Raw genomic sequence first — 25,202 nt, forward strand, 5'->3', positions numbered from 1 at the left:
CTGTTCACGCATTGTTCGCGGCAGCTTCGGCGGAGGGAATGCCGTTGGTCCGGTCACCGGACCACACGATGTACCGCGCTCAGGTGTTCACCGCCTCGACATCGCGGGTCAGCGCCCGGCCGGCCGCTGTCACCATGGGCGCCACCCGGCGCACGTCCATGCGATCGACGGGTCCCACCACGGTCAGCGTCGCCACCGCGACGCCCTGGGCGAACACGGGCGCGGCGACCGCTCCGTAGCCGACGACCAGCTCCTGGCGGTCGATGGCATAGCCCTGCCGGCGCACCTCCTCGATCTCGGCCCGCAGCCGGGACGGGTCGGTGATGGTCCACGGGGTACGGCGGCGCAGCGGTGCGCGCATGACGCTCTCGCGCGTCGACTCGTCGCCGAAGGCCAGCAGCGCCTTGCCGGACGCTCCGCAGTGGAACGGCACCCGGCCTTCCACGTGGGTGACCGCCACGCCTCCCCCGCGCTGGCTGAAATACTTCTCGGCGAAGAGGACGTGACGGTCTCCGGGGAAGGCGAGCACCACGGTCTCCCGGGTGCTGATGGCCAGGTCTTCCAGGTACCGGGCGGCGATCAGCCGCAATCCCCTGGTCCGGGGCACGCGCTGGCCCAGCTGGAAGAGGAGCGCGCCCAGCTCGTAGCGGCGGTCCCGCCGGTTCAGCAGCCCCACGCCGACCATGTCGGTGGCCACGCGGTGCACCGTGGTCTTCGCCAGCGCGGTGCGCCGGGCCAATTCCGACAGACCGAGCACCGGTGCCCCGGTGTCGAAGGCGTCCAGAATGAGCCGCACCTTGCGCAGCAGGGAGTCGCCCTCCGGTTCGACAGCCACCATCGTCGCCCTCCTCGCGCTCGACGGAATCCGAGCAGGTCAGGTCCTGTGATCGAGCATGAGCATCGCCGAATCCGGCGGTCGGCTCAAGGTGTCCCCAACAGCTGACCCCCGGCCACTGGCGGGCCGGGGGTCGGGACCGGCAGGCGGTCCGGGCCGTCGTGCGGATCAGGCCACCGGGGCCGGGTAGGTCGGGTACTCCACCCCGGAGACGTGCTGGACGACGCGGATGACCTGGCAGGAGTAGCCGAACTCGTTGTCGTACCAGAGGTAGAGGATCGCGTTGTCGCCCTCGACCTTGGTGGCGCCGGCGTCGACGATCGAGGCGTGGCGCGAGCCGATGAAGTCGTTCGAGACCGCGTCGGGGGCGCTGGTGAAGTCGATCTGGCGCTTGAGCGGCGAGGTCAGGGACACCTCGCGCAGGTGGTCCAGGACCTCCTCGCGGGTGGTCGCGCGGGCGAGCTGGAGGTTGAGGATCGCGATCGACACATCCGGCACCGGGACGCGGATCGAGCTGCCGGTGATCTTCGCCTTGAGGTCGGGCAGGGCCTTGGCGACGGCGGAGGCGGCACCGGTCTCGGTGATGACCATGTTGAGCGGCGCCGAGCGGCCACGGCGGTCGGACTTGTGGTAGTTGTCCAGCAGGTTCTGGTCGTTGGTGAACGAGTGGACGGTTTCCACATGGCCGCGCAGGACGCCGTACTCGTCCGCCATCGCCTTCAGCGGCGGGACGATCGCGTTGGTGGTGCAGGACGCGCAGGACAGGATCCGCTCGTCCGGCTTGATCGTGTCGTGGTTGACGCCGTGGACGATGTTGGGGACATCGCCCTTGCCCGGCGCGGTCAGGACGACCTTGTCGATGCCGGGGCGCAGATGCTTCGACAGCCCTTCGCGGTCGCGCCACTTGCCGGTGTTGTCGATGAGGATGGCGTCCTTGATGCCGTACGCCGTGTAGTCCACCGACGTCGGGTCGTCGGCGTAGATCACGGTGATCTCGTTGCCATTGGCGACGATCTTGCTGTTCGCCTCGTCGACGGTGATGGTGCCCTGGAACTGGCCGTGGATGGAGTCGCGGCGCAGCAGCGAGGCCCGCTTGACGAGGTCTTCGGCGGCCCGGCCGCCGCCCCCGCGGACGACGATGGCGCGCAGCCGCAGGCCGTTGCCGGAACCGGCCTTCTCGATGAGCAGACGGGCGACCAGCCGGCCGATCCGGCCGAATCCGTAGAGGACGACGTCGCGCCCCTCGCGGCACTCGATCTTGTTGGCGCCCGTGGCACCGGCGACGGCCTCGGCGGTGAACTCCTCCACCGACAGACCGCGGTCGTCGGCCTCGTAGGTCTCGGCGAGCATGCCGATGTCGATCTGGGAGGGGCCGAGGTCGAGCGCGGTGAGCGCCCGCAGGAAGGGCAGGGTGTCGGTGACCGAGAGTTCCGCACCGGCGATCTGGCGGGCGAACCGGTGGGTCTTGAGGATGCTGACGACCGACTTGTTCACCAAGGAGCGGCTGTGCAGCAGGACCGTGACGTCCCGCTCCCGGTGCAGCTTCCCGATGATGGGGATCATCGACTCCGCGATCTCCTCGCGGTGCTTCCAATTGGTGAACGAGTCCTCGTTGAGAGTCACAGGTTTCTCTTTCGAGCTAGGTGGCGCTCATATGCTAACCCGCACGTCAGCGCGGCCCTTCAGGAGGTCCACGGATCGGCGGAAGCCGCCCGCGCCGCCCCGGCCGCCTTCCGCGGCGCGCCACCGTCCGGGAGGATCGGCCTGCCGCCGTCCGGGCGGCCCTCGTGAGCGGCGGAAGACCGCCCTGCCGAAGGGACAGACGTGAGCGTGCCGACGCCGCCCGGCCTTCCCCGTCCGGACCTGTGGTTCACCGCCCCGGCATCGGCCTGGGAAGAGGCGCTGCCCGTGGGCAACGGCAGGCTGGGGGCGATGGTCCACGGCGGGGTTCCGGCCGAACGGATCAGCCTCAACGAGGACACCTTCTGGTCCGGTCCGGGCGACACCGCCCCGCCCGAGGTGCCCGCGGGACTGCTGGAGGAGGTGCGCAAACTGGTCCGCGCCGGGCGGTCGGTGGCCGCGGGACGGCTGCTGCGGGCGACGCAGGGGGCCGACGCCGAGGCGTACCAGCCGGTCGGGGATCTGGAGATCAGCCATCTGGACGGGGACGGCGGCGCGGCCGCGTCCTACCGGCGGTCGCTGGATCTGCGCGACGGAGTGGCCCGGGTGGAGCGTACCGGCGCCGACGGCTTCGCCCGGCGGCAGGAGGTGCTCGCCGGTGTGGCGCACCAGGTCGTGGCGGTGCGGCTGGCCACCGACGGCCCCCGGGGCCTGGATGTGGACCTGCGCTGGACCACCCCGCAGCGGCGGGCGCGGGTCCGGGCGCACGGCGCCGACGCGCTCGCCCTGTTGCTGGCCGCGCCGCGCCATGTCGTGCCGTGGCCCCGTCCGGAGGGGGTGGTGGCCGACGACGACGAGCGCCCGTCCCTGCGGGCGGCCGCGCTGTTCGCGGTCACGGCCGAGGGCGAGCGGGCCCGCGTCGTCGTCGAGGACCGGGCGGACGGACCGGTGGTGGCCGTGCGCGGCGCGGCCGGTGTGACGGTCTGCGTCGCGATCCGCACCGGGTTCCAGGACTGGCGGACCCCTCCGGCCGGGGACGCGGAGGGGTGTCTTGCGCGGTGTGCCGAGGACGTGGCCAGGGCTCGGGCCGCCGGGTGGGAGACGGTCCGCGCGGCACATGTCACCGAGCACCGGGCCCTGATGGACCGGGTGACGCTGGTCCTGGACGCTCCGGCGCCCGCCGGGCCCGGGGCGGGGTCCGGGTCCGCCGACCGGGGTTCAGGTCTGCCGACCGATATACGGCTGGCCCGTCGCGCGGAGGGGCATTCCGATGAACACCTCTGCGTGCTCGCCTTCGCTTTCGGCCGCTATCTGCTCGCCGCCTCGTCCCGGCCGGGAACTCAGGCCGCGCATTTGCAAGGGGTGTGGAACCACCAGGTGACCCCTCCCTGGAATTGCCAATACACGGTCAATATCAACACCGAGATGAACTACTGGCCCGCGGAGACCACCGCCCTGGCCGAATGCCATGAGCCGCTCCTGGGCCTGATCGCCGACCTGGCCCGGTCGGGGCGGGCGACCGCGCGGGCGGTCTACGGTGCCCGCGGCTGGACCTGCCACCACAACACCGATCTGTGGCGCATCACCGTCCCCGTAGGGATGGGACACGGCGATCCCATGTGGGCGCAGTGGCCGATGGGCGGCGCATGGCTGTCGGCACATCTGGCGGAGCGCTGGCGCTTCGGCCGGGACCTCCGTTTCCTCGCCCGGGTGGCGCTGCCGATCGCGCTCGACGCGGCCCGTTTCGTCCTGGATCTGCTCGTCGAGGACGCCGACGGCCACCTGGTGACATCGCCGTCGACCAGCCCGGAGAACCAGTTCGGGACCGAGGACGGCCCGGCGAGCGTGGACACCGGCAGCGCGATGGACCTGACCCTGGCCCGGGAGCTGTTCGCGTTCGTCCTGGAGGCACGGACCGCGCTGGACGCCGCCGGATACGCCATCGCGCCCCGGGACACCGCGGCACTGGAGGAGGTCCGTGCCGCGCTCCCCCGCCTCGCACCGGTGCGCACCGGCTCACGCGGCCAGGTCCTGGAGTGGTCGGCCGAATACCCCGAGGTGGACCCGCGCCATCGGCACCTCTCCCACCTCGTCGGCCTGTATCCCGGCCATACGATCGCCGCCGACCGGTGGCTCCGGGAGGCGGCGCGCCGTTCGCTCGGGGAGCGCGGAGACGCCGGCACCGGCTGGTCGATCGCCTGGAAGATCGGCCTGTGGGCCCGGCTGGGCGACGGACCCGCCGCACACCGGCTGCTCGGCCGGTACCTCGCCCCGGCCTGGCCGGCCGGGGACGGCGCGGCGTCCGCGCAGGGCGGTGTCTACCGGTCGCTGCTGTGCGCCCACCCGCCGTTCCAGATCGACGGCAACTTCGGTGTCACCGCCGCGATCGCCGAAATGCTGCTGCAAAGCCACCTCGTACGGGACGGGGCTCCGCTGATCGACCTGCTGCCCGCGCTGCCTCCGCAGTGGCCGAGCGGCGCGGTGAGCGGTCTGCGCGCCCGTGGCGGGGTCACGGTCGAGGAACTGGTCTGGGCGGACGGGAACGTGGTGGCGGCGAAGCTGGCCGCGACCGCCGACACCACCGTCGAGGTCCGGTGGCGGGACGGCTGCGGCACGCGCCGCACACGACGGCTCACCCTCACCACCGGGCAGCGCGTCGCGGTCGTCTGACCGCCACCCGGATTTCGTATACGACCGGCGTTTCGGCCGCATCATGACGACACCGAATATCAGCCGTAAAATTGCACCTTAATGAGCGTTCATTTTCGGACAGCGATCACGCCGAAACTCACTATTAACAGGAATTTACCAGTGAGAAATACCACCCGCCGAGAGGACAGCGGACGGTAGCGATCCCCCTCCGGAGAGGTAGATGGTTCTCACAGGCAACCATCTCCCGTTGAGAGAAAGGGATGATGCACTGTGTGCGGCATCACCGGCTGGGTCTCCTACCGCCGCGACCTGACCTTTCACCGCCAGCTCCTCGACACCATGACGGAGACGATGGCCTGCCGGGGCCCGGACGCGGCCGGAGCGTGGGTGACCGGCCGGGCGGCGCTCGGCCACCGCCGGCTGGCCGTCATCGACCTGCCCGGCGGAGCCCAGCCCATGACCGTCGACACGGCCGACGGGCCGGTCAGCATGGTCTACTCCGGTGAGGCGTACAACTTCACCGAGCTGCGCGATGAGCTGCGCCGCAGGGGCCACGGCTTCACCACCGACTCCGACACCGAGGTCGTCCTGCGCGGCTACCTCGAGTGGGGTGAGTCCCTCACCGAGAAGCTGAACGGCATGTACGCCTTCGCCATCTGGGACTCCCGCACCGAGAAGCTGGTGATGGTCCGGGACCGGATGGGCATCAAGCCGTTCTACTACTACGAGACCGACGACGGCGTCCTGTTCGGCTCCGAGCCCAAGGCCATCCTCGCCAACCCGCTCGCCGCCCCCGTGGTCGGCCTCGACGGGCTGCGGGAGATCTTCTCCTTCGCCAAGACCCCGGGCCATGCGGTCTGGCGGGGCATGAAGGAGCTGCGCCCCGGCCACATCGCCGTCGTCGACCGCAACGGCCTGCGCGAACAGGCGTACTGGCGCCTGGAGGTCTCCGAGCACACCGACAGCCAGGAAGCGACCGTCGCCCATGTGCGGGAGCTGCTGGAGGACATCATCGCCCGTCAGCTGGTGGCCGATGTGCCCCGCTGCACCCTGCTCTCCGGCGGGCTGGACTCCTCGGCGATGACCTCGCTGGCCGCCCGCCGGCTGGGCGAGCAGGGCGAGACCGTGCGCAGCTTCGCCGTGGACTTCCCCAACCAGGCGGAGAACTTCCGCGCGATCGACGTGGCGCCCAGCGTCGACACGCCCTATGTGCACGCCGTGGCCGAGCATGTGAAGTGCGACCACCGGGACATCGTGCTCGACGGCTCCGCGCTGTCCGACCCGGCCGTCAGGCGGGCCGCCATCGCGGCGAGGGACCTGCCGCTCGGGCTCGGCGACCGGGACAACTCGCTCTATTTGCTGTTCAAGGCCGTGCGCGAACAGTCGACCGTGGCCCTGTCGGGCGAGTCGGCCGATGAGGTGTTCGGCGGTTACCCGTGGTTCCACGACGAGCGGCGCGAGGCCGACACCTTCCCGTGGCTCGCCGGAGGAGCCACGCTCGGCGAGACCAAGAGCCTGCTGTCCGACGACCTCAAGGAAAAGCTCGACCTGGACACCTACCTCCATGACCACTACCTCACCGCGGTGAACGAGGCCCCGGTCAAGGACGGTGAGACCGGTCTGGAGAAGCGCATGCGGCAGGTCTGCTACCTGCACCTCACCCGCATGGTCAACACGCTGCTGGACCGCAAGGACCGGATGAGCATGGCCGTGGGTCTGGAAGTCAGGGTGCCGTTCTGCGACCACCGCCTCGTCTCCTACGTCTTCAACACCCCCTGGTCGCTGAAGACGTTCGACGGGCGGGAGAAGAGCATCCTGCGCGAGGCCACCCGCGATGTGCTGCCCGAATCCGTCGCCAACCGCAAGAAGAGCGGTTACCCCGGCAGCTTCGACCCCAACTATCTCGCCGCCATCAAGCGGCAGGCGGGCGACCTCCTCACCTCGGGACACCCGGCCCTCGAGCTGTGCCGCGCCGAAACGCTGAAGGAGGCGATCGAGGCGCCCGCGGAGGCCATCTCCACCCGGCAGCGCGCCGTCATCGAACGCGCCCTCGACCTGGCGACCTGGATCGACCTGCGCAAGCCCACCATCACGCTGGACTGACCCCCGCGGCCCGGCCGCACCACAGGTGGTGGACGGGGACCTGGCCCGCCAGGTCCCCGTCCACCACCCTTGCGTTCTACCGCGTTTCCCGCGGCCGCTCCCCCGGCGTCTGCTCGACGACGGGCAGACCGGCCGGCGCGGCCGTGAGGTAGCGGATGACCATCGCGGCCAGTTCGTTCTCGAGCCGGACGGGGTCGACGGTGTCGGGCGCGGCGATGAGCATGTGGACGACCAGTTCGATCGTGGTCACGATGAGCCGGGCGGCGACTTCGGTGTCCTCGACCACGGCCTCGGGATGGCTTTCGAGCAACTCCCGGGTGTAGGCGATCCGTTCCCGCTCCTGCCGGGCCATCTTCTCGATCAACCCGGGCACCCGGCGCCCGTGTTCGACCATGACGCGGAGCAACCGCGGGTCGTCACGGTGGTTCTCGATCGCGGTGCGCACGAAACCGCGCATGATCTCTTCGAGGGAGTCGGGCGACTCCTCCTGCTGGCGACGCCTGACGGCGGCCTCCCCGGCATCGAGGTGGCGGGTCAGCAGCTCGACCAGGATGGCGTCCTTGTTCGGGTAGTACTGGTACAGCGAGCCGATGGAGACCCGCGCGCGTTCGGCGATGCGGTTGGTGGTCCCGGCGGCGTAGCCGTATTCGGCGAAAACGTGAGCAGCCGCGGTGAGGATGCGCTGCCGGGTGAGTTCCGCTCGGGCCTGGCGTGGCTGTTTACGTGGCTGAAGTCCGTGCCGGCCTGACGTCATGACACCTCCTGGACGGCGCCTGGGAAAGCGAGTGGCGCAGGACCTGAGTAATTGCTCACAATAGTGCCACGAGCTGCGGCGGAGCGGTCAACGACCGCGGTCGGCAGCGCGGCGGGAGCGGGCGTCCGGCTCCGGCCCGTGCGTCCGCCGCCTCCCCCGCCCGTTCACCCGATCCCCTCCCCGAAGGAGTCTTCGTGACGCAGACCAGCACGCGCCCTCGGCGGGTGTCACCGGCCGAGGTCCGCGCCCGGCTCGGTGCGCCCGACGCCATGGTCAAGGAGAAGATCCTCGACCACATCGACGACGAGTTCCACCGCTTCATCGCGCATTCGCCGTTCCTGGTCATGGCCACCGCGGACGCCGCGGGGCGCGCCGACTCCTCACCCCGTGGCGACTACCCGGGATTCGTGAAGGTCCTCGACGAGCACACGCTCGCCATCCCCGACCGGCCCGGCAACCGGATCGCCGACTCGTTCCGCAACCTCGCCGAGAACGACGGGATCGGGCTGCTGTTCCTCGTCCCGGGCGTGCGGGAGACGCTGCGGGTCAACGGCCGCGGGTATCCGACCGACGAACCCGATGTGCTCGCCCGGATGCAGACCGAGGCCAGGACACCGGAGTTGGCCATCATCGTCGAGGTGGCGGAGGCCTATGGGCACTGCGGCCGCGCGATCGTCCGGTCCCGGCTGTGGGACCCCGCGAGCCAGGCCCTCGCCGACGAACTGCCGTCGGCCGGCGAGATGTTCGCCACCCAGCTGGGACTCGACATCGCGCCCGAGGTCCTGGACCAGGTCCTCGAAGACAGTTACCGCACCCTCTACTGAGCACGCCACAAGGTGGATCACCCATGCAACAGACCATCGTCGACCACATCGAGCGGGTCGCCGAAGACGTCGTCTCCCTCGTCCTGCGCGGCGCCACCGGTCCGCTGGCGCCCTGGGAGCCGGGCGCCCATGTCGACCTGGCCCTGCCGAACTGGCTGACCCGGCAGTACTCGCTGTGCGGAGACCCGGCGGACCGGGAGTCCTACCGCGTCGCGATACGGTACGAGCGGCTCAGCCGGGGCGGTTCGGAGTACATCCACCGGTTCCTGCGCCAGGGCCGCACCCTCGAGGTGTCGCTGCCCCGGAACCACTTCCCGCTCCATCCCGCACCGGAGTATCTCTTCCTGGCCGGCGGGATCGGCATCACCCCCATCCTGCCGATGCTGCGGGCGGCCACCGCCGCGGGCGTTCCGGCGTCGCTGGTGTACCTGGGGCAGTCGGTGGAGACCATGCCCTTCGTCGACGAACTGCGCGCCCGCCACGGCGATCGGGTACGGATCGTCGCCACGCGGCAGCAGGGCAGGCCGGACCTGGCCGCCCTGGCGTCCGCGCTGAACCCCGGTGCGCTGGTCTACGCCTGCGGCCCCACCTCGATGCTCACCGCGGCGGAGGCCGCCTTCCCCGCCGGACGGCTGCACGCCGAGCGGTTCCGCCCGGTGCCCAGGTCGTTCGCCCCCGACACGGAATTCGAGGCGGTGTGCGCCCGGTCGGGGCGGACGGTCCAGGTGGCGCCCGGCGAGTCGCTGCTGGACGCGCTGAACCACGCCGGAACGCCCGTGGCCTCCGGATGCCGCGAAGGTGTCTGCGGCAGCTGCGAAATCGGCGTCCTCGACGGCGAGCCCGAGCACCGGGACGACATCGGCGCCCCCACGGGCCGGATGTACGCCTGTGTCTCCCGCGCACTGTCCCCCCGGCTCGTCCTGGACCTGTGACCGCGGCGGCGAGCGGACCCGAAACGGAAGGCGGAGGAAGACATGTTGCCCAAGGTGCGCACCCCCCAATCACGGCGAATGATCACCCTGGAGGTGCGCGGGAACACGAAGCTGACACCCGGTTTCACGACCATCACGCTCGGCGGCCCGGAACTGGAACACCTGACGCCCATGGGCTTCGACCAGACCGTGCGGCTGTTCTTTCCCCGCGAGGGGCAGGACAGCCTGAGAATGCCCAAGCTCTCCAGCGAGGCGTGGATGGCGGAGATACTCCTGCTGCCGAAATCACGCAGACCCTGGGTGCGCAACTACACCATCCGGCGAGTCCGGCCGGAACGCGGCGAAGTGGACATCGAGTTCGCCCTGCACGGCGACTCCCCGGCCTCCGCCTGGGCCCGGCGCGCCCGGCCCGGGGACCCGGCGGGCATCTTCGACATGGGCCTGACCTATCTGCCGCCGGCGCATGCCACCTGGCAGCTGCTCGCCGGGGACGAGAGCGCCGTGCCCGCGATCCTCGCCATCCTCGAGCACGCCCCCGCGTCGCTGGCCGCGGAGGTCTTCCTGGAGGTGTCCGAGACCGCCGACATACGCCCGGACATCATCGCCCCCGAAGGCGTTCGGGTGCGGTGGCTGGCCCGGAACGGCGCGGGCACCCTGCCCGGCAGACAGGCGCTCGAAGCGATCAAGGAGTCGTCGCTGCGACCGGGCCGGTTCTACACCTGGGTCGCCGGGGAGGCCGGACTGGCCACCGGGCTCCGCCGTCATCTGGTGCACGACCGCGCCGTGCCGAAGCCGGACATCGCGTTCTTCGGGTACTGGCGGCACGGCCGCTCCAGCCCCGGCTGATCGCCGGGAGCTCACACCGGTGGCTGGGGGTCGTACTGGATGCCACGCCGCACCTGACGCGCGCGCTCCGGCGACACCAGCCTGGCCACCAGGTGGAGAGCCATGTCGATACCGGCCGAGATCCCCGCGGAGGTGATCACGTCACCGTCGTCGACGAACCGCTCCCCGGGCCGCACCTCGATCGTCGCGTCGAGCTCCGCGAGCCGGTCCAGCGACGCCCAGTGCGTGGTCGCGGGCCGCCCGGTCAGCAACCCGGCCGCGGCATAGACCAGCGAGCCGGTGCACACACTCGTCATCAGGGGAACCGCTCGCCGCTGGGAGCGGACCCACTGAAGGTGCCGGTCGTCCGTCAGCTGCGGCCGGGTCCCCTGGCCGCCGGGGTGCAGCAGCACATCCAGTGCGGGCAGGTCGGCCATCGCGTGATGCGCCGCGACGGTGAGTCCCTTCGCGCAGGTGACGGGGTTGCCGTCGGCGGAGAAGCAGAACACCTGCCACCCGTCCGCGGCGAAGTTGCGCGTCCAGTACGACAGCACCTCCCACGGACCGATGGCGTCCAGCTCTTCCACCTCCGGGAACAGCAGGATCCCGATCTTCCGCGTGTCGTCGTGGGCCATGCCGCGATCCAACCAGACCCGCGTCCGCCCGGCCACGGGTTTCCCTCGCGGCCGGGCGCGGCGGATGCCCCCCGGCGGGACCGCGGGCGGACTACCCCCGGAGCACCGACGACAGCCGCGCGGCCGGTGGTTCGCCGTCGAGGAAGTCCAGCAGCTCGCCGCGGGTCGGCCCGGTGGCGGGGCCGTGCCGGGTGACCGCGTAGGCGGCCGCGGCGTTGGCACCGCGCACGGCGGTGTCCGGGTCCAGTCCGTGGCCGAGGAGGGCCAGGAACGCTCCGGTGTGGGCGTCGCCCGCGCCGTTGCTGTCGACCGCGGTCACCCGGCGGCCGGGAATGTGCAGGGCCTCCCCGCCGGGCGGGACCAGCCAGCAGCCGGCCGCGTCGGCCCGCAGCAGCACTCCGGTGCGGGGGCCCAGCCGGGCGGCGAGCGCGGCCGCGGCCTCCCGCGGGTCGTCCCGGCCGGTCAGCAGCCGCCCCTCACGCTGGTTGCAGCTGATCCAGTCGCAGCGCGCCAGGACGGGTTCCAGCACCTCCTCGGGGATCTGGTCGACCAGGGGGCCCGGATCGAGGAAGACCCGGATGTGCTCCGGCAGCCGCGCGACGAGTGAGGCCAGGACGGGCCCGTTGACCGGGTAGGCGAGCCCGTATCCGGAGATCTGCACCAGGTCGCCGGGGCGCAGCGCGGCGAGCACGGCCGCCGCGTCGGTCTCGGTCAGCCGGGCCTCCGCCCCGAGGCTGGTGGCGAAGGTGCGCTCACCGCCGCCGTCCACGAAGGCCACGCAGAATCCGGTGTCCGCCTCCGCGAGCGCGGGCAGCACCACCTCGATGCCCTCCCGGGCGAGATCGGCCCGCACCCGGTCGCCGAACGGCCCGGTGCCGTGGGCCCCCGCGTACACGGCCGCCAGGCCCAGGCGGCGGGCGGCGGCCAGGACGTTGAATCCGCCGCCCGTGGTGAAGGTGGTGTCCCCGGAGACGACGTCGCCGCCGCGTTCGGGCAGCGCGGGCACCCGCATCACCAGGTCGACGATGGTGTTGCCGACCAGGACCAGCCGGCCGCCGGTGGCATCGCCGAGGACGCCGGGGACGCCGTCGCGGCCGCTCATGAGGTCTCCCGCGCGGTCGGAGCGGGCGTGCCCTGCCGCTGCTCCTGAGTCTCCGCTCCGGCCGCCTCCGCGCGGACGGTGCCGTCCAGTTTGCGCAGCAGCGCGTAGCCGGCGGCCGCGAGCGCCAGGGTCACCACCCACCCCAGTCCGTTGGACCCGATCCAGCTGTGTGCGAACGGCCCGGAGAACCACACGTCGGTCGCGCTGGTGCTCGCCTCGGTGAACAGCAGGCCCACCACGATGGCGGCCGCCCAGGCGACCATCGCGGCCCAGGCGACCCCGCCCCGGAACCAGTAGCGGCTGGACGGCCCGACGTTCATCAGGGCCGCGCCGTCGTAGGACCGGCGGAGCACCAGGTCGACCGCGAAGACGCCCACCCAGGCGTTGATGGGCACGGCGAGCAGCGTGAGGAAGGTGATGAACGGGCCGTAGAAGTCCTTGGCGATCAGGATGAAGTAGATCCCGCCCGCGAAGGTGACGACCACGTCCAGGCCCACGGCGAGGGTACGCCGGACCCGTATCCCCAGGGTGATCATGGTGAGTCCGGCCGAGTAGACGGACAGGTGGTTGGAGAGCAGCAGTCCGCCGAACGCGGCGATCAGGTACGGGATGGACATCCACGACGGCAGCATCGTGTCGATCGCCGAGACCGGGTCGGAGGCGGAGGCGAGATCCGGTTCGCCCGCCGCGAGCAGTGAGCCCAGCGAGATCAGCACGACCAGCGGGATACCGGCGCCGAAGGCGGAGGCCGCCACCAGCCTGCCGCCGGGAATCCGCCGGGGCAGATAACGGGCGTAGTCGGCACCCGTGTTGGCCCAGCCGATCCCGGTGCCGGCGGCGATCATGCCGACGCCCACGACCATGGAGCTCACCGGCCCGGCCTGGGCGTGGAAAACCCTCGCCCAGTCCACGGTGGTCACGAGAAAGGCGATCACGACCAGGTTGAGCAGGCCGAAGAGATAACTGGCCCACTTGTTGATCCACATGATGGTGGCGTGTCCGAGGCCGCTGATCAGCAGGGTGCAGCCGATGAAGACCAGCAGACACACCACGGTGAGGACGGTGTTCCGCCGGATACCGAAGGCGGCGTCGAGCAGGGCCAGCAGCGCGAAGGCGGCCGTGGTGGTGTTGATGGTCTCCCAGCCGAGCCGGCTCATCCAGGTGACCAGGGTGGGGCCCGCGTTGCCGCGGACCCCGAACACCGCGCGGGAGAGCGTGAGGGCGGGCGCTCCGCCCCGTTTCCCGGCGATGCTGAGGCCGCCCACCAGGGCGAACGAGCCGAAGGACCCGAGCACGGCCACGACGGCCGCTTGCCAGATGTTCAGGCCGCGGAAGCTGACCAGCGCCGCGCCGAGCGGCAGGCCGAGGATGCTGATGTTCGCGGCGAACCAGGTCCAGAACATCTGGGCCGCGTGGCCGTGGCGCTCGGCGTCCGGAACCGGTTCGATGCCTCGGGTCTCCACGGAGCCGACGCGGTCGTTGTCTGAAGCCGCCATGGTGGTACCTGTCTTTCTGTCCGGGGGCCCGTTGGGGGGCGCTCCGGTGCGGATCTGGGGGCGGTCACAGGGTCACTCGGCCGTGCCGGCGCGCAGCGCGAGCAGGGCCGTGGCCAGCGGTTCCAGGTCGAGACCGTTGACCGAACGCACGGTGGCGAGGGCCTCCTCGGGCAGTCCCGAGGCGCCGCCGACGGCGCCCGCGACGGCACCGGCGATGGCGCCGATGGTGTCGCAGTCACCGCCGAGGTTGGCCGCCAGCAGGCAGGCCCGCCATGGGTCGCCCTCGGCGAGGGCCAGCACGGCGAAGGCGGCGGGGACCGACTCCTGGCTGGCGACGCTGGTCCCGACCAGGTCACATATGCGGTCCAGGGCCTGCCGCTCGGGCAGATCGCGGACCAGTTCCACGGCCCAGCGGATCCGGGCCGCGATATCGGCGCCGGCGACCCAGTGGCCGCGCTCGACGCCGGCCTCGGCCGCCGTGACCGCCGCCTCGAAGGCGTCCTCCAGATCGCCGCCGTCGACGCCCCGGCTCACCGCCGCGGCCACGGCGGCGGCGGAGGCGATGCCGATGGAGGTGTCATGGGTGACCTGGCACGCCTCCGCGACCCGGTCGAGGAACGGCTCCAGTGGCTGGTCCCGGAAGGCGACGCCCACGGGGGTGATGCGCATCGCCGCGCCGTTGGTGGCACCGGACTTGCCCGCCTCGTGCGGCGGCACGCCACGGGACACGGCTTCCAGGGCGGCCTTGGTGGAGGGACCGAGCAGGTCGAAGGAGCCCTTGGCCTTCATGGCCCGCTCCCACTCCAGAAGCTCGTGCGCGAGCCGCAGCGGGTCGATGCGTCCGCCGGACCCGGTCAGCAGCCGGCCGACGACAACGGCCTGATCGGTGTCGTCGGTGACCGAACCGGCGGGCATTCCGGCGCTCACCGGGTTGTCCGGCGGGCCGGGTTCGAAATCGGTGACGACGCCGAACCGGGCGACGATCGACCGCCGGGACATGATCTGGGTGGGCATACCGAGGGCATCGCCCATCGCCAGGCCGTACAGAGCGCCGAGCGCGCGGTCGTGCTGGTGGTTCATCCGGTCTTCCTGTCGGTCTTCCTGTCGGGGTTCGCACTGGTCTGCCCGGCGGCCCCGCCGGCGGGTGCCGAGGTGGTGCGGCGGGTCCGGGCGCACGCCGGGGGGCGGCTCATCCGGGCTGCTCGCCGAAGCCGAGGTGCAGCTGGAAGCGGGCGGGGTCCAGCAGGCTGGTCACCTGCTCGACGATCCCGCCGTCGGCCCCACGGCCGATCCGGCGGGTGTTGAGCCAGACCTCGCCCTCCCGGCGGCGCAGCGGTGTCGCCTCCTCGGCGGTCAGCTGCCGTACGGACGCCCACTCGTCCCCGTGCGTGGCCCGCAGGCCGACCGCGGCGAGGGTTTTGGTGAGCGAGCCGTCCAGGAGTCCGCCGAGCGGGACCTCGGCCAGCGCCGGGACCATCGGCACCCGGCTGCGCTCCAGCGCGACGGGAGTGCCCTCCGGCAGCACCCGCAACCGGTCCAGCGCCATGAACTCGACGCCCTCGATGCCGAGTTCACCGGCCAGCCGGGCATCGCGCACCACGTCCAGACGGAGGACCTCGGTGGTGATCCGGGCGCCCTGGTCGGCCAGTGCCCTGGTCCATCCCAGGCGGTTGTCCAGCAGCCCGCCGTCGAAGGTGACGAACGAGCCGACACCCGCGTGCGTGGAGATCAGCCCTTGTTTGCTGAGCTCGTCCAGTGCCTGCCGAACGGTGGCCCTGCTGACCGAGAAGCGCCGGGTCAGCGCGTGTTCGCCGGGCAGCCTGCTGCCCGGTTCCAGGGCGCCACTGTGGATCTCACGGGCCAGAACGCGGGCGATGCGCTGATGCTTGAGGACCTGTTTAGGCATGTCCGGACGTTAGCCATACATGTCCAGTCCTGTCTAGTCCCATCCAGCGCCCTGTCCCATCTGGCCTGGACCGGAACGCATGGCCCACGTGTCCGCCGGGGCGTGTCCGGGTGCCTGGTACTGGTGTGGATAGGCTCCGTACGGCTCGCCACCGAAGACGGGTGGCGAGCCGTACGCGGACGTCGACCGGCCGTCAGGCGGCGTCGTGCAGGATCGCCGCCAGCTCGCTTGGCCGGTCGAACATCGGCCAGTGCCAGCCGGGCAGCTCGCGGTGGTCCCAGTCGTCGGTCGCCATGTGGCGGAAGGCCGGTACGGTGGCGGCCACCGCCCGTACCTGCTCCACCGGGAAGCTGCACAGCACATGCAGCCGCGGCAGCTTCTCCCACGCCCCGGTCAGCCGGACCGGAGTGGTGGCGGTGGCCCACGGCTGCGGCGCCGACAGCCGCGTCAGCCGTTCGAGCGTGTGCTCGGGCAGCCCGGACGCCTCGGCGGCCGTCCGCTGCCACGGCGGTGGCGGCAGCCGCCAGCCGTCTCCCTCCGCGCGCACCAGCTCGGCGTTGTGGGCCCGTTCCTCCGGCGGGGTGAACTCCGCGTGGGACATTCCGTCCGGCAGCGGTCCGCTGTCGATGAACACCAGCCGGCTGATCCGCTCCGGCATCCGGTCCGCCACGCTCGGGATCACCACCGCACCGGCGTAGCTGTGCCCGACCAGCACCACGTCGCGCAGGTCCTCGTAACGGATCAGGTTGAGCACATCGGTGATGTGCGTCTCCAGGTCGGTGTCGGGCCGGGCCAGATGCGCCCGTTCGCCCATCCCGGTCAGGCTGAGCGAGTGGACGTCGTGCCCACGGCCGCGCAGGTCGGCCGCCACGGAAGCCCAGGCCCAGGCTCCGAGCCAGAATCCGGGAACGAGTACGTAAGTTGCCATGGTCCTTACGCTAGGACCGATACCGGGCAGGACCCGCCCGGTATGCGCGGGATACTTCGGGCATGAACCGACCGACTGCCCGCGTGCTCGCCCTGCTGGAGATCCTCCAGGCCGGTGGCACCCGCACCGTCGCCGACCTGGCCGACCGGCTCGGCGTGGACGAACGCACCGTCCGGCGCTACGTCGGCCACCTGGTCGACCTGGACGTCCCGGTCCGGTCGGTGCGCGGCCGATACGGCGGCTACCGGCTCGCCCCCGGCTACCGGATGCCTCCGCTGATGCTCACCGACGAGGAGGCGCTGGCCGTGCTGCTCGGACTGGTCGCCGGCCGGCGGGCCGGGCTGGTGACCACGTCCGTCGCGGCGGCGGAGAGCGCCGCCGCCAAGGTGCGCCGGGTGCTGCCCGAGGCGCTCGGCCGCCGGCTGGACGCGCTGCTGGCGACCGCCGACTTCACCACCCCGAGCCGGCCCGTGGTCGTCCCCGAGACGGATGTGCTGCTGGTGCTCGCGGAGGCCGCGCGGGACCGCCGGCCGGTCGCCATCGGCTACACCGCGTGGAAGGGCCGGCGCAGCGAGCGCACCGTGTGCCCGTACGGGATCGTCGCCCACTCCGGGCGCTGGTACGTGACCGGGGCGGACTCGGCCAGTGGCGAGGTGCGCATGTTCCGGCTGGACCGGATCGAGAGCGCGACGGTGCTGCCGGGGTCGTTCGAGGTGCCCACGGGGTTCGACCCGGCCGCCCGGGTGCTGTCCGGGCTCGCCGGGGTGCCCTATTCGCACGAGGTGTCGCTGCGGGTCCACGGCACGGTCGAGCAGGTCCGCCACCGCCTCCCGCCGGGCCTGGCCACCGTGACGGAGCTCGCGTCCGGCCCGGCGCGGGACACCGCCTCGGGCACCGACGCGGATACTGCCTCGGGCACCGACTCGGCGGCGGCCGGTGACGCGGCACGGACCGCCGGTCCACCGCCACCGGCCGCCTCCGGGGCGGAGGAAGGCGGCGGTTGGGTGCGGGTCCGGTTGCGTGCCGAGCGGCTGGAGTGGGTCCCCTCCGTGCTCGCCTGGCTGGATCTGCCGTTCGTGATCGAGTATCCGGACGCCCTGCGCGGCCATGTGCGCGCCCTGGCCCGACGCCTCGCCGACTGCGCCGACGCGGTCCCCGGCACCGCCGACGGGGAGGCGCCGGCGGGCACGGATACCGCACACTCCGGATCGTCACCTACTTGACGGGTGACGAACGTGGCTGCGAGCATCGGCTGGACGGAGCGGTTGCCTCCCCGACTACCGAAGGGACCATGTGATGTCGCATACGCGGGATGTCCCGGATGCCGCGGAGGCGGTGCGCCGTGCCCGGTTCGGCACACTGCCGGAGCGCATCCGGCTGGAGGACACGGTGGAAGAGCGGGCGGCCATCGCGCCGGATCCCGCGAAGGACACGTTCAACCCCGACGAATGGCTCGTGCGCCACTGCCTGTGAGCCGGGCCGGTCGCAACGGTGGACGGCGTCCGCGCCCATGAGCTGTCTCCCCATGGCCCGAGCCGCACCGGCTCGGCCGGAACACCCGAGGTGAGCTACGCCGCCAACGGCCCCCGGTGCGGAGGGTGGTGACGGGTCAGATCCCCGTGGCGACCATCACGACCGACACGAGCACGAGAAGGGCGATGTAGGCCAGGGAGTGGATACGGTCCGGAACACGTCCGGCGACACGCCTGGCCACGGCGATGGTGGGCAGTGATCCGCTGAGCAGAGCGGCACAGGCCACGAGGTCCACGTAGCCGAAACGGCCCGCGTGCGCCGGGACGGCGGGGGCGAGCGCGTAGACGACGGTACCGGCCACGGCCACGGGAACGCTGAGGGGGTTGGCCATCGCGATGGCGTTGGCCATCGGCAGGCCCCTGCGCCGCAGGAGAGGGACGGTCATGACGCTGCCGCCCACCCCCAGACAGGAGGCGACCGCGCCGATCCCGACCCCGCCGAACCTCGTGGCGGCCCGCCCGAGGGGCTGCGGCCGCTCATGGTGGGCGACCGACAGAAACCCCTTTCGCAGCAGGCTGTCGGCGATCGTCACCAGCAGATAGACGATGAAGAGGACACGCAGCAGCGTGCCACCGATCCAGGTCGCCACAAAGGATCCGGCGACCGCGCCGACCATGATGAACGCCGCCAGCGGCCATACGTACTCCCGGCGAAGCCGGCCCTGACGCAGCTGCGCCAGGGCCGCGACCACGGCGTTCACCAGCATCACCGCCGTCGATGTCGCCACCGCGACATGCATGGCGTCGGTACCGGAACCGGCTGTGGCACGCAGGAAGCCGTAGACGACGGGGACGGTGATGAAGCCGCCGCCGAAACCGAAGAACACCGTGGTGACACCGGTCAGGCAGCCGAACAGGAACAGGACGAGGAACGAGGTCAGCACGGAAAGGACGCTATGAGTTCCCCGTTCTGGCGAGCAATCGATCGATCGCCATTTCCTTACGCGCAGCGGACACCCCGGCCGGACCGGCGTAGTCTCGTGCCGTGCGCAACATCCCCGTGGCGGAGGTGGACGACCTCGACCGGGCCGTGCTGGCCATCGGCACCGACTACCCCCACGATTACCTCCTCGCCCGCCATGAGCATCGCCGTGCCCAGGTCCTCTACGCCGCCACCGGCGTCATGCGGGTGGAGACCGCGGAGGGCGCCTGGACCGTGCCCACGGCCCGCGCCGTACTGATCCCGCCCAGGACCCCGCACCAGGTCACCATGGTGGGGGTCAGCACCCGCAGCCTCTACATCGAACCCGGCGCCGTGCCGTGGTTCCCTCCGCACTGCCGGGTCGTCGAGGTCTCCGCCCTGCTGCGGGCGCTCATCCTCGACGCCGTCGAGATGGAGCCCCGCTACCCCGACCACGGCCGCGACGCCACCCTCGTCAGCCTCATCCTCCACGAGCTCAGAAACCTCACCCCGCTCCCCCTCGACGTCCCGTTCCCCACCGATCCGGGGCTGCGCCGGCTGTGCGAGGCGTTTCTGCGCGCCCCCGACATCCATGACCCACCCGCTCGCTGGGCCGCGGCCCTCAACGTCAGCGCACGCACGCTCGGCCGTCTGTTCCACCGGGACACCGGGATGAGCTTCCAGCAATGGCGGCAACGGGCCTGCATCGCGCACTCCTTGCAGCAGATGGCGGCGGGGGTACCGGTGACCCGCCTCGCGGCCGCCCTCGGTTACGACAACCCCGCCGCGTTCACGGCCGCCTTCAAAAAGCTGCTCGGCCGCCCGCCGACCGCCTTCCACACCGGGGCAGGTCCGGGGCGCCAGGGTGCTCGGTGACGTGCGGGACGACGGCGCCGAGCACCTCATCGGCGCCCCGGACGCGGAGGTTCACCCCTGGGCGGCGCGGCGCTGTCCGGTGACCTTGGAGGAGGGCAGGCGCCCGGCCTTGGAGGTGCCGGTCATCGTGTCACCGTCGACCGTCATGGCGAAGGCGAGGTTCAGCCGCATGGGCTTGGTGATGGCCTGACGCCAGGTGAGCCGGTCGCCGTCGAGTGAGAGATCGGTCAGCGGGACTTCCTCGTCCCCGGCGCGGGCCGTACCGGTCAGGGCGCCCTCCGCGCGCCGGATGTCGACCACGGGCCTGATCCGGCCGATCGGTGTGGAGATGGACAGATCCCAGGTGCCTTCGACGGACATGATGCGGTGCTTCCTCACGGTGGGACGGGACAGAACGGGACAGGACGGTTCGGACGAGAGCACAGATGTCAGAAGGTGAGGGGCTCGGGTCCGTGAGCGCGCCAGACGGTGCCACGGCGCTCGTGGGCGATCAGCTGCTCGACGGCGTGGGCGATCCGCGGCCCCAGCTCGCGCTCCAGCAGGTACAGGCCCAGATCGAGTCCGCAGGTCACACTGGCACCGGTGACGAGGTCGCCGTCGTCGACGACGCGGGCCCGGACCGCGTTGGCGCCGGTGGCGTCGAGCAGGTCCAGCCCCATGCGGTGAGTGGTGGCGTAGCGGTTCTCCAACAGGCCGGCCATGGCCAGGACGACGGAGCCCCCGCACACCGTGGCCACGGTCACCTCCGGGCGGTCCATGGCCTCCTTCAGCAGCCTGGGCAGGTCGGTCTCCAGGGTGCGGCCCATCAGGACGGGGACGGTGTCGTCCTCGTGCCATTCGCCCGTCCCCGCGTCCTGGTCGGGGTCCTCACCGGGTTCTCCGATCCGGCCGGCCGCACCGGGGACCACCACCAGGTCCGCCTTGGCGGGATCGAGAACGGCCGTGGCACGCAGCGGTGTGCCGCCGACCCCGCTCACCACCTCGCGCGGCCCCTCGGCGGATACCAGCTCAACGCTCAACGCTCCCCCGGAAGCCCGCCCGCCGGCGGACAGCACCTCGTAGGGGGCGATGACATCGAGCAGGTCGAAGCCATCGAACAGAACAACCTGGGCGAGCATGAAACATCCCTCATGTGTGGTCAGGGCCGGTCTTTTCCGGCCCGGTCCCGACGCTATGCGGGCGCGGAAACCCCTCCCAGCGGCATGAGTGACATGGTTCAACGGAATATCGCCAAGTCGGGCGGCACGCGCGCGCAGGTCCTGACTCAGGTCGTGGTGGAGCACCCGGTCGACGGTGGGGTTTTGAAGGGCTGCCGCGGATTGCCTGATGTTCACCTGATAACAACACTGACAGAAAGCCGCAGCTCACAGGAAGGATCAGAAACGTCATGTCTCCCGTCGCCCCGAGGTCTCATACCTGGCTCAGTGAGGCCGACATCGGTCTGGACGCCTTCCGCGCCCTGGTCGAGCGGCCCACCGACCCCCGTGGCCACCCGGGCGCCGACGCGGTGGAGCGACACGTTCCCGTCTACGACGGCGACCGCCTGCGCGCCCGCGCCGCCACGCCGTCCGGCCGCCGGGAGGCGCAGGCGGAGCTGGTGCACATCCTGTTGGACGGTCCCGGCATCGTGGTGTTCAAGCGCGCCTTCCCCGACCCGTCGGTCCTCGACCGGGCCACCGAGGCGTTCACGGCGCTGATCGAGAAGGAGCGGGCGGCGGGCACCGCCCGCGGCGACCACTTCGCGAAGCCCGGCGCCAACGACCGGGTCTGGAACGCGCTGGAGAAGCTGGCCCTGAGCGCACCGGAGGTCTTCGCCGACTACTACGCCAACGATCTCCTCGCCCTGGTCGCCACCGCCTGGCTCGGCCCCGGCTACCAGGTCACCTCACAGATCAACCAGGTCAACCCCGGCGGCGCGGCCCAGAGCGCGCACCGCGACTACCACCTCGGCTTCCTCTCCGAGGCGCAGGCCGCGGCCTATCCCGCCCATGTCCACCGGCTCTCCCCCGTCCTGACCCTTCAGGGCGCGGTCGCCCACTGCGCCATGCCCCTGGAGTCCGGCCCGACGCTCTACCTGCCGTACTCACAGCGGTACGAACCCGGCTACCTGGCCTTCCGCCGCCCGGAGTTCATGGCCTACTTCGCCGAGCACCACGTCCAGCTGCCGCTGGAGGCGGGCGACGCGGTCTTCTTCAACCCCGCCCTCTTCCACGCCGCCGGGCACAACCGCTCCACGGACATCCGGCGCATGGCGAACCTGCTCCAGATCTCCTCCGCCTTCGGCCGGGCCATGGAGACCGTCGACCGCGAGGCCGTGGTCAACGCCGTCTTTCCCATCCTGCGGCGGCGCAAGGCCGAAGGCGCCACCGAGGACTGGCTGCACAACGTGGTCGCGGCCTGCGCCGAGGGCTACCCCTTCCCCACCAACCTCGACCTCGACCCGCCCGTCGACGGCCTCGCCCCGCCCTCCCAGGCCGATACGCTCCGGCGCGCCCTGGAGCACGCCTGGACCCCCGAGACCCTGCGCGCGGAACTGCGGGCCGGCGCCGAGCGCCGCCGGAGCTGAAGCCAGAGCTGAAGGAGACACACCACTGATGGGACTGCTACAGGACAAGATCGTCCTGGTCAACGGCGGCAGCCAGGGAGTCGGCGCCGGTATCGCCCGCGCCGCCGCCCGCGAAGGGGCCACCGTGGCGTTCACCGGACGCCGCCCCGATGTCGGCGAGGCGCTGGCGCGGGAGCTCACCGCCCAGGGAGCCACGGCCTCCTTCGTCCGCGCCGACCTGGCCGATCCCGCGCAGGCGCGCGGCAGCGTGGCACAGGTGGTGGCGGCCCACGGCCGGATCGACTGCCTGGTCAACTCCGCCGGGCTCACGTCCCGCGGGACGCTGCTGGACACCACCCCCGAGCTCTTCGACGCGCACATCGCGATCAACCTGCGCGCCCCGTTCTTCGCCATGCAGGCCGCCATCGCCGACATGGTGGCCAGGAAGGCACCGGGCACCATCGTCAACATCATCTCCAACTGCGCCCACGGCGGCTATCCGTTCCTGGCGCCGTACTCCGCGGCGAAGGCCGGTCTCGCGGGTCTGACCCGCAACGCCGCCCACGCGCACCGCTGGGACCGCGTCCGCGTCAACGGCCTCAACATCGGCTGGACCGACACCGAGGGCGAGGACGCCGTTCAGCGCGCCTTCCACGACGCCGGTGACGACTGGCGCGAGGAGGCGGCCCGCGCCCAGCCGATGGGCAAGCTCGGCCAGGTCGACGAGATCGCCGATGTCGTCGTCCTCCTCCTCTCCGACCGCAGCGGAGTCGTCACCGGCTCGGTCATCGACTGGGACCAGAACGTCGTCGGCGGACTCGGCTGACCCGCCCCGCCGCACTGTCGGAAGCACTGTCAGAAAGGGAACGACTTTTCATGCGTATCGGCATCATGGGCCTGGGGCGGATCGGCGCCTTCCACGCCGAGACCCTGTCCACGATCGACACGGTGGACTCGCTCGTGGTCACCGACCCGGTCACCGCGGCCGCCACCGCCGCCGCCGAGCGGTTCGGCGCCCGAGCGGTCGGCTCGCCGGAGGCCGTGCTGGCCGCCGGTGTGGACGGCGTCGTGATCGCCGCGGCGACCGACGCCCACCCCGAGCTCGTCCTCGCCGCCGTGCGGGCGGGCGTACCGGTCTTCTGCGAGAAGCCCGTGGCGCGCACGGTCGCGGAGAGCCTCGCCGTCCTGCGCGCGGTCGAGGGCAGCGGCGTGCAGGTCCAGATCGGCTACAACCGGCGCTTCGACCCCGGGTACGTGGCCGCGCGGAAGGCGGTGCTCAGCGGTGAGCTGGGGCCGCTGCACACCGTGCGGTCCACCACCTTGGACCCCGCGCCGCCCCCGGCCGCCTATGTGGCCGTCTCCGGTGGCATCTTCCGCGACTGCGGCGTGCACGACTTCGACACCGTCCGCTGGATCACCGGCCGCGAGGTCACCGAGGTCTACGCCACCGGGGCCAACCGCGGAGCCGACTACATCGCGGCCGCCGGAGACGTGGACACCGCCTCCGCCCTCCTCACCCTCGACGACGGCACCCTCGCCGTGGTCTCCAACACGCGGCACAACGCCCGCGGTTATGACGCCCGTCTGGAGCTCCACGGCATGACCGACAGCATCGCCGCGGGCCTGGAGGACAAGCTGCCGCTGCGCTCCGCCGAACCGGGCGCCACCTTCCCTGGCGGCGCCCCGCACCACTTCTTCATGGACCGCTTCGCCGCCGCCTACCGGGCCGAGCTCACCGCCTTCACCGAGGTCGTGGCGGGCCGGCTGCCCTCTCCCTGCACCGTCGCCGACGCCCTGGAGGCCGGCTGGATCGCGGAGGCGTGCACACTGTCGCTGCACGAGCACCGCCCCGTGAGCCTGGCAGAGGTACGGACGGCATGACGACAGCCGGGCCGCCGCGCGGCGCAGATCCTGGGCGCGGCCCGGATCCGCGAGCTCGCCATCGTGGGGCGCCACCGGATCGGCCCGTCGCCATACGGCCCACGAGGGCCGGCGGCTGAGCTGCCGGGTCGTCCAGAGCTGATGCATGAGAGCCGGTCCCTGCGGGCCGGTCCTCTGCGGCGTCTCACCTTCCCGGCGCGCCGGCGCGCAGTCCGTCCATGACCAGGTCCAGAAGCCGTCGGGCGCGCGCCTGCCCGTCGTCACGGGGATCGATCTGCCACAGGCCGCAGATGGCGAGCAGGAAGTCGTCGGCGGTGACGCCCGGACGGATGGTGCCGACGTCCGCGTTCGCCGCCAGCAGGAGCTCGACGGCCTCGGTCACCAGGCCGTGTCCCGGTTTGGCCGGGCCGCCGGGCGCGCTGGTGGCCTTGTGCAGCGCGTCGGCCAGACCGGCCTTGGCCAGGGCGAACCGGGCCAGATGCGCCATCCACTCCCGCAGCGCCGCATCCGGTGCGCGGGTGCGGAGCAACTCGGCCGCGGTGTCCGCGAGCTGCCGCATCTCATGGCGGTAGATCTCCAGAACGAGGGCCTCGCGGCTGGGGAAGTTGCGGTACAGCGTCCCCTGGCCGACGCCCGCCTTCTTCGCGATGGTGCTCAGTGGCACATCCGCCGAGCGGGTCAGCTCCGCCAGCGCCACTTCCAGGATGCGCTCGCGGTTCGCAGCCGCGTCCGAGCGCAGAGGCGCGTCCTTCTCTCCCCGCACTCGTCCTCCATTCCGGCCATGGCTCAGTGCCGACCTTGCTCACCGGACAGCTGTCCGCTAAGTTCATGCGCAGCGGACAGTTGTCCGCTTAG

24 protein-coding genes are annotated in these 25,202 nt (G+C 71.7%); 11 read left to right on the forward strand and 13 right to left on the reverse strand.

Annotated elements, in window-relative coordinates; genetic code table 11:
- Positions 1–79: 79 nt before the first annotated feature.
- On the reverse strand, positions 80–838 hold the full coding sequence (locus tag N6H00_RS02425; protein ID WP_268969840.1) for an IclR family transcriptional regulator: 759 nt from the start codon (positions 836–838) through the stop codon (positions 80–82).
- Between the two features lie 165 nt (positions 839–1,003).
- Positions 1,004–2,458 carry a glyceraldehyde-3-phosphate dehydrogenase gene (locus tag N6H00_RS02430; protein ID WP_268969841.1) on the reverse strand — a complete coding sequence of 485 codons (1,455 nt, stop codon included), beginning with the start codon at positions 2,456–2,458 and terminating at the stop codon, positions 1,004–1,006.
- A 201-nt stretch (positions 2,459–2,659) separates the two neighbouring features.
- Between N6H00_RS02430 and N6H00_RS02435 the strand changes: the two genes are divergently transcribed.
- Both N6H00_RS02435 and asnB read left to right on the forward strand, forming a co-directional pair.
- Entirely contained in the window at positions 2,660–5,125 is a 2,466-nt protein-coding gene (locus N6H00_RS02435) for a glycoside hydrolase family 95 protein (RefSeq protein ID WP_268969842.1), read from the forward strand.
- 252 nt (positions 5,126–5,377) lie between these two features.
- A complete protein-coding gene (asnB, locus tag N6H00_RS02440; RefSeq protein ID WP_268969843.1) occupies positions 5,378–7,210 on the forward strand; it encodes an asparagine synthase (glutamine-hydrolyzing) in 1,833 nt (610 codons plus the stop codon).
- A gap of 76 nt (positions 7,211–7,286) precedes the next feature.
- Here the strand turns inward: asnB and N6H00_RS02445 are convergent, their stop codons facing one another.
- Entirely contained in the window at positions 7,287–7,964 is a 678-nt protein-coding gene (locus N6H00_RS02445; RefSeq protein ID WP_268969844.1) for a TetR/AcrR family transcriptional regulator, read from the reverse strand.
- Positions 7,965–8,158: 194 nt separating this feature from the next.
- Between N6H00_RS02445 and N6H00_RS02450 the strand changes: the two genes are divergently transcribed.
- From N6H00_RS02450 to N6H00_RS02460, 3 genes are read left to right on the forward strand one after another with little or no spacing between them, the layout of a single operon-like run.
- A complete protein-coding gene (locus tag N6H00_RS02450; protein WP_268969845.1) occupies positions 8,159–8,788 on the forward strand; it encodes an MSMEG_1061 family FMN-dependent PPOX-type flavoprotein in 630 nt (209 codons plus the stop codon).
- Positions 8,789–8,811: 23 nt separating this feature from the next.
- A complete protein-coding gene (locus N6H00_RS02455) occupies positions 8,812–9,720 on the forward strand; it encodes a PDR/VanB family oxidoreductase (RefSeq protein ID WP_268969846.1) in 909 nt (302 codons plus the stop codon).
- A 42-nt stretch (positions 9,721–9,762) separates the two neighbouring features.
- Entirely contained in the window at positions 9,763–10,566 is an 804-nt protein-coding gene (locus N6H00_RS02460; RefSeq protein ID WP_268969847.1) for a siderophore-interacting protein, read from the forward strand.
- Positions 10,567–10,577: 11 nt separating this feature from the next.
- On the opposite strand, the gene N6H00_RS02465 is transcribed toward N6H00_RS02460, so the two are convergent.
- The 6 genes from N6H00_RS02465 to N6H00_RS02490 all read right to left on the reverse strand — a co-directional run bounded on the left by N6H00_RS02465 (position 10,578) and on the right by N6H00_RS02490 (position 16,612).
- A complete protein-coding gene (locus N6H00_RS02465) occupies positions 10,578–11,180 on the reverse strand; it encodes a DJ-1/PfpI family protein (protein ID WP_268969848.1) in 603 nt (200 codons plus the stop codon).
- Between the two features lie 91 nt (positions 11,181–11,271).
- Positions 11,272–12,282 carry a PfkB family carbohydrate kinase gene (locus N6H00_RS02470; RefSeq protein WP_268969849.1) on the reverse strand — a complete coding sequence of 337 codons (1,011 nt, stop codon included), beginning with the start codon at positions 12,280–12,282 and terminating at the stop codon, positions 11,272–11,274.
- A complete protein-coding gene (locus N6H00_RS02475; protein WP_268969850.1) occupies positions 12,279–13,778 on the reverse strand; it encodes a purine-cytosine permease family protein in 1,500 nt (499 codons plus the stop codon). The genes N6H00_RS02470 and N6H00_RS02475 overlap by 4 nt, the downstream gene beginning before the upstream one ends.
- Before the next feature lie 72 nt (positions 13,779–13,850).
- Positions 13,851–14,858, reverse strand: coding sequence for an ADP-ribosylglycohydrolase family protein (locus N6H00_RS02480; RefSeq protein WP_268969851.1), 1,008 nt, complete (start codon positions 14,856–14,858; stop codon positions 13,851–13,853).
- A 109-nt stretch (positions 14,859–14,967) separates the two neighbouring features.
- Positions 14,968–15,684, reverse strand: coding sequence for a GntR family transcriptional regulator (locus N6H00_RS02485; RefSeq protein ID WP_268969852.1), 717 nt, complete (start codon positions 15,682–15,684; stop codon positions 14,968–14,970).
- Positions 15,685–15,877: 193 nt separating this feature from the next.
- Complete coding sequence (locus N6H00_RS02490) at positions 15,878–16,612, reverse strand: alpha/beta fold hydrolase (protein ID WP_268969853.1); 735 nt, start codon at positions 16,610–16,612, stop codon at positions 15,878–15,880.
- Between the two features lie 62 nt (positions 16,613–16,674).
- Here N6H00_RS02490 and N6H00_RS02495 point away from each other — a divergent pair, with 62 nt between their 5' ends.
- A complete protein-coding gene (locus N6H00_RS02495; RefSeq protein ID WP_268969854.1) occupies positions 16,675–17,835 on the forward strand; it encodes a helix-turn-helix transcriptional regulator in 1,161 nt (386 codons plus the stop codon).
- 73 nt (positions 17,836–17,908) lie between these two features.
- On the forward strand, positions 17,909–18,085 hold the full coding sequence (locus N6H00_RS02500) for a hypothetical protein (RefSeq protein ID WP_268969855.1): 177 nt from the start codon (positions 17,909–17,911) through the stop codon (positions 18,083–18,085).
- Positions 18,086–18,221: 136 nt separating this feature from the next.
- On the opposite strand, the gene N6H00_RS02505 is transcribed toward N6H00_RS02500, so the two are convergent.
- Positions 18,222–19,028: a sulfite exporter TauE/SafE family protein gene (locus N6H00_RS02505; protein WP_268969856.1), complete on the reverse strand. Its 807-nt coding sequence runs from the start codon at positions 19,026–19,028 to the stop codon at positions 18,222–18,224.
- Positions 19,029–19,129: 101 nt separating this feature from the next.
- On the opposite strand from N6H00_RS02505, the gene N6H00_RS02510 reads away from it, so the two are divergent.
- Positions 19,130–19,921: an AraC family transcriptional regulator gene (locus N6H00_RS02510; protein ID WP_268969857.1), complete on the forward strand. Its 792-nt coding sequence runs from the start codon at positions 19,130–19,132 to the stop codon at positions 19,919–19,921.
- 51 nt (positions 19,922–19,972) lie between these two features.
- Here the strand turns inward: N6H00_RS02510 and N6H00_RS02515 are convergent, their stop codons facing one another.
- A complete protein-coding gene (locus N6H00_RS02515) occupies positions 19,973–20,281 on the reverse strand; it encodes a hypothetical protein (RefSeq protein ID WP_268969858.1) in 309 nt (102 codons plus the stop codon).
- 68 nt (positions 20,282–20,349) lie between these two features.
- Positions 20,350–21,039 (reverse strand): DJ-1/PfpI family protein, encoded by a 690-nt coding sequence (locus N6H00_RS02520; protein ID WP_268969859.1) that lies wholly within the window; start codon positions 21,037–21,039, stop codon positions 20,350–20,352.
- 269 nt (positions 21,040–21,308) lie between these two features.
- Between N6H00_RS02520 and N6H00_RS02525 the strand changes: the two genes are divergently transcribed.
- From N6H00_RS02525 to N6H00_RS02535, 3 genes are read left to right on the forward strand one after another with little or no spacing between them, the layout of a single operon-like run.
- A complete protein-coding gene (locus N6H00_RS02525) occupies positions 21,309–22,487 on the forward strand; it encodes a phytanoyl-CoA dioxygenase family protein (RefSeq protein WP_268969860.1) in 1,179 nt (392 codons plus the stop codon).
- A 28-nt stretch (positions 22,488–22,515) separates the two neighbouring features.
- Positions 22,516–23,292 carry an SDR family oxidoreductase gene (locus tag N6H00_RS02530; protein WP_268969861.1) on the forward strand — a complete coding sequence of 259 codons (777 nt, stop codon included), beginning with the start codon at positions 22,516–22,518 and terminating at the stop codon, positions 23,290–23,292.
- 50 nt (positions 23,293–23,342) lie between these two features.
- Entirely contained in the window at positions 23,343–24,347 is a 1,005-nt protein-coding gene (locus N6H00_RS02535; RefSeq protein ID WP_268969862.1) for a Gfo/Idh/MocA family protein, read from the forward strand.
- Positions 24,348–24,531: 184 nt separating this feature from the next.
- Here N6H00_RS02535 and N6H00_RS02540 read toward each other — a convergent pair whose 3' ends face one another.
- The gene (locus tag N6H00_RS02540) at positions 24,532–25,110 is read right to left on the reverse strand and encodes a TetR/AcrR family transcriptional regulator (protein WP_268969863.1); all 579 of its coding nucleotides are present in this window, start codon (positions 25,108–25,110) and stop codon (positions 24,532–24,534) included.
- Between the last annotated feature and the right edge of the window lie 92 nt (positions 25,111–25,202).

This window comes from Streptomyces sp. S465, assembly GCF_026898115.1.
GTDB classification, from domain to species: Bacteria; Actinomycetota; Actinomycetes; order Streptomycetales; family Streptomycetaceae; genus Streptomyces; species Streptomyces luomodiensis.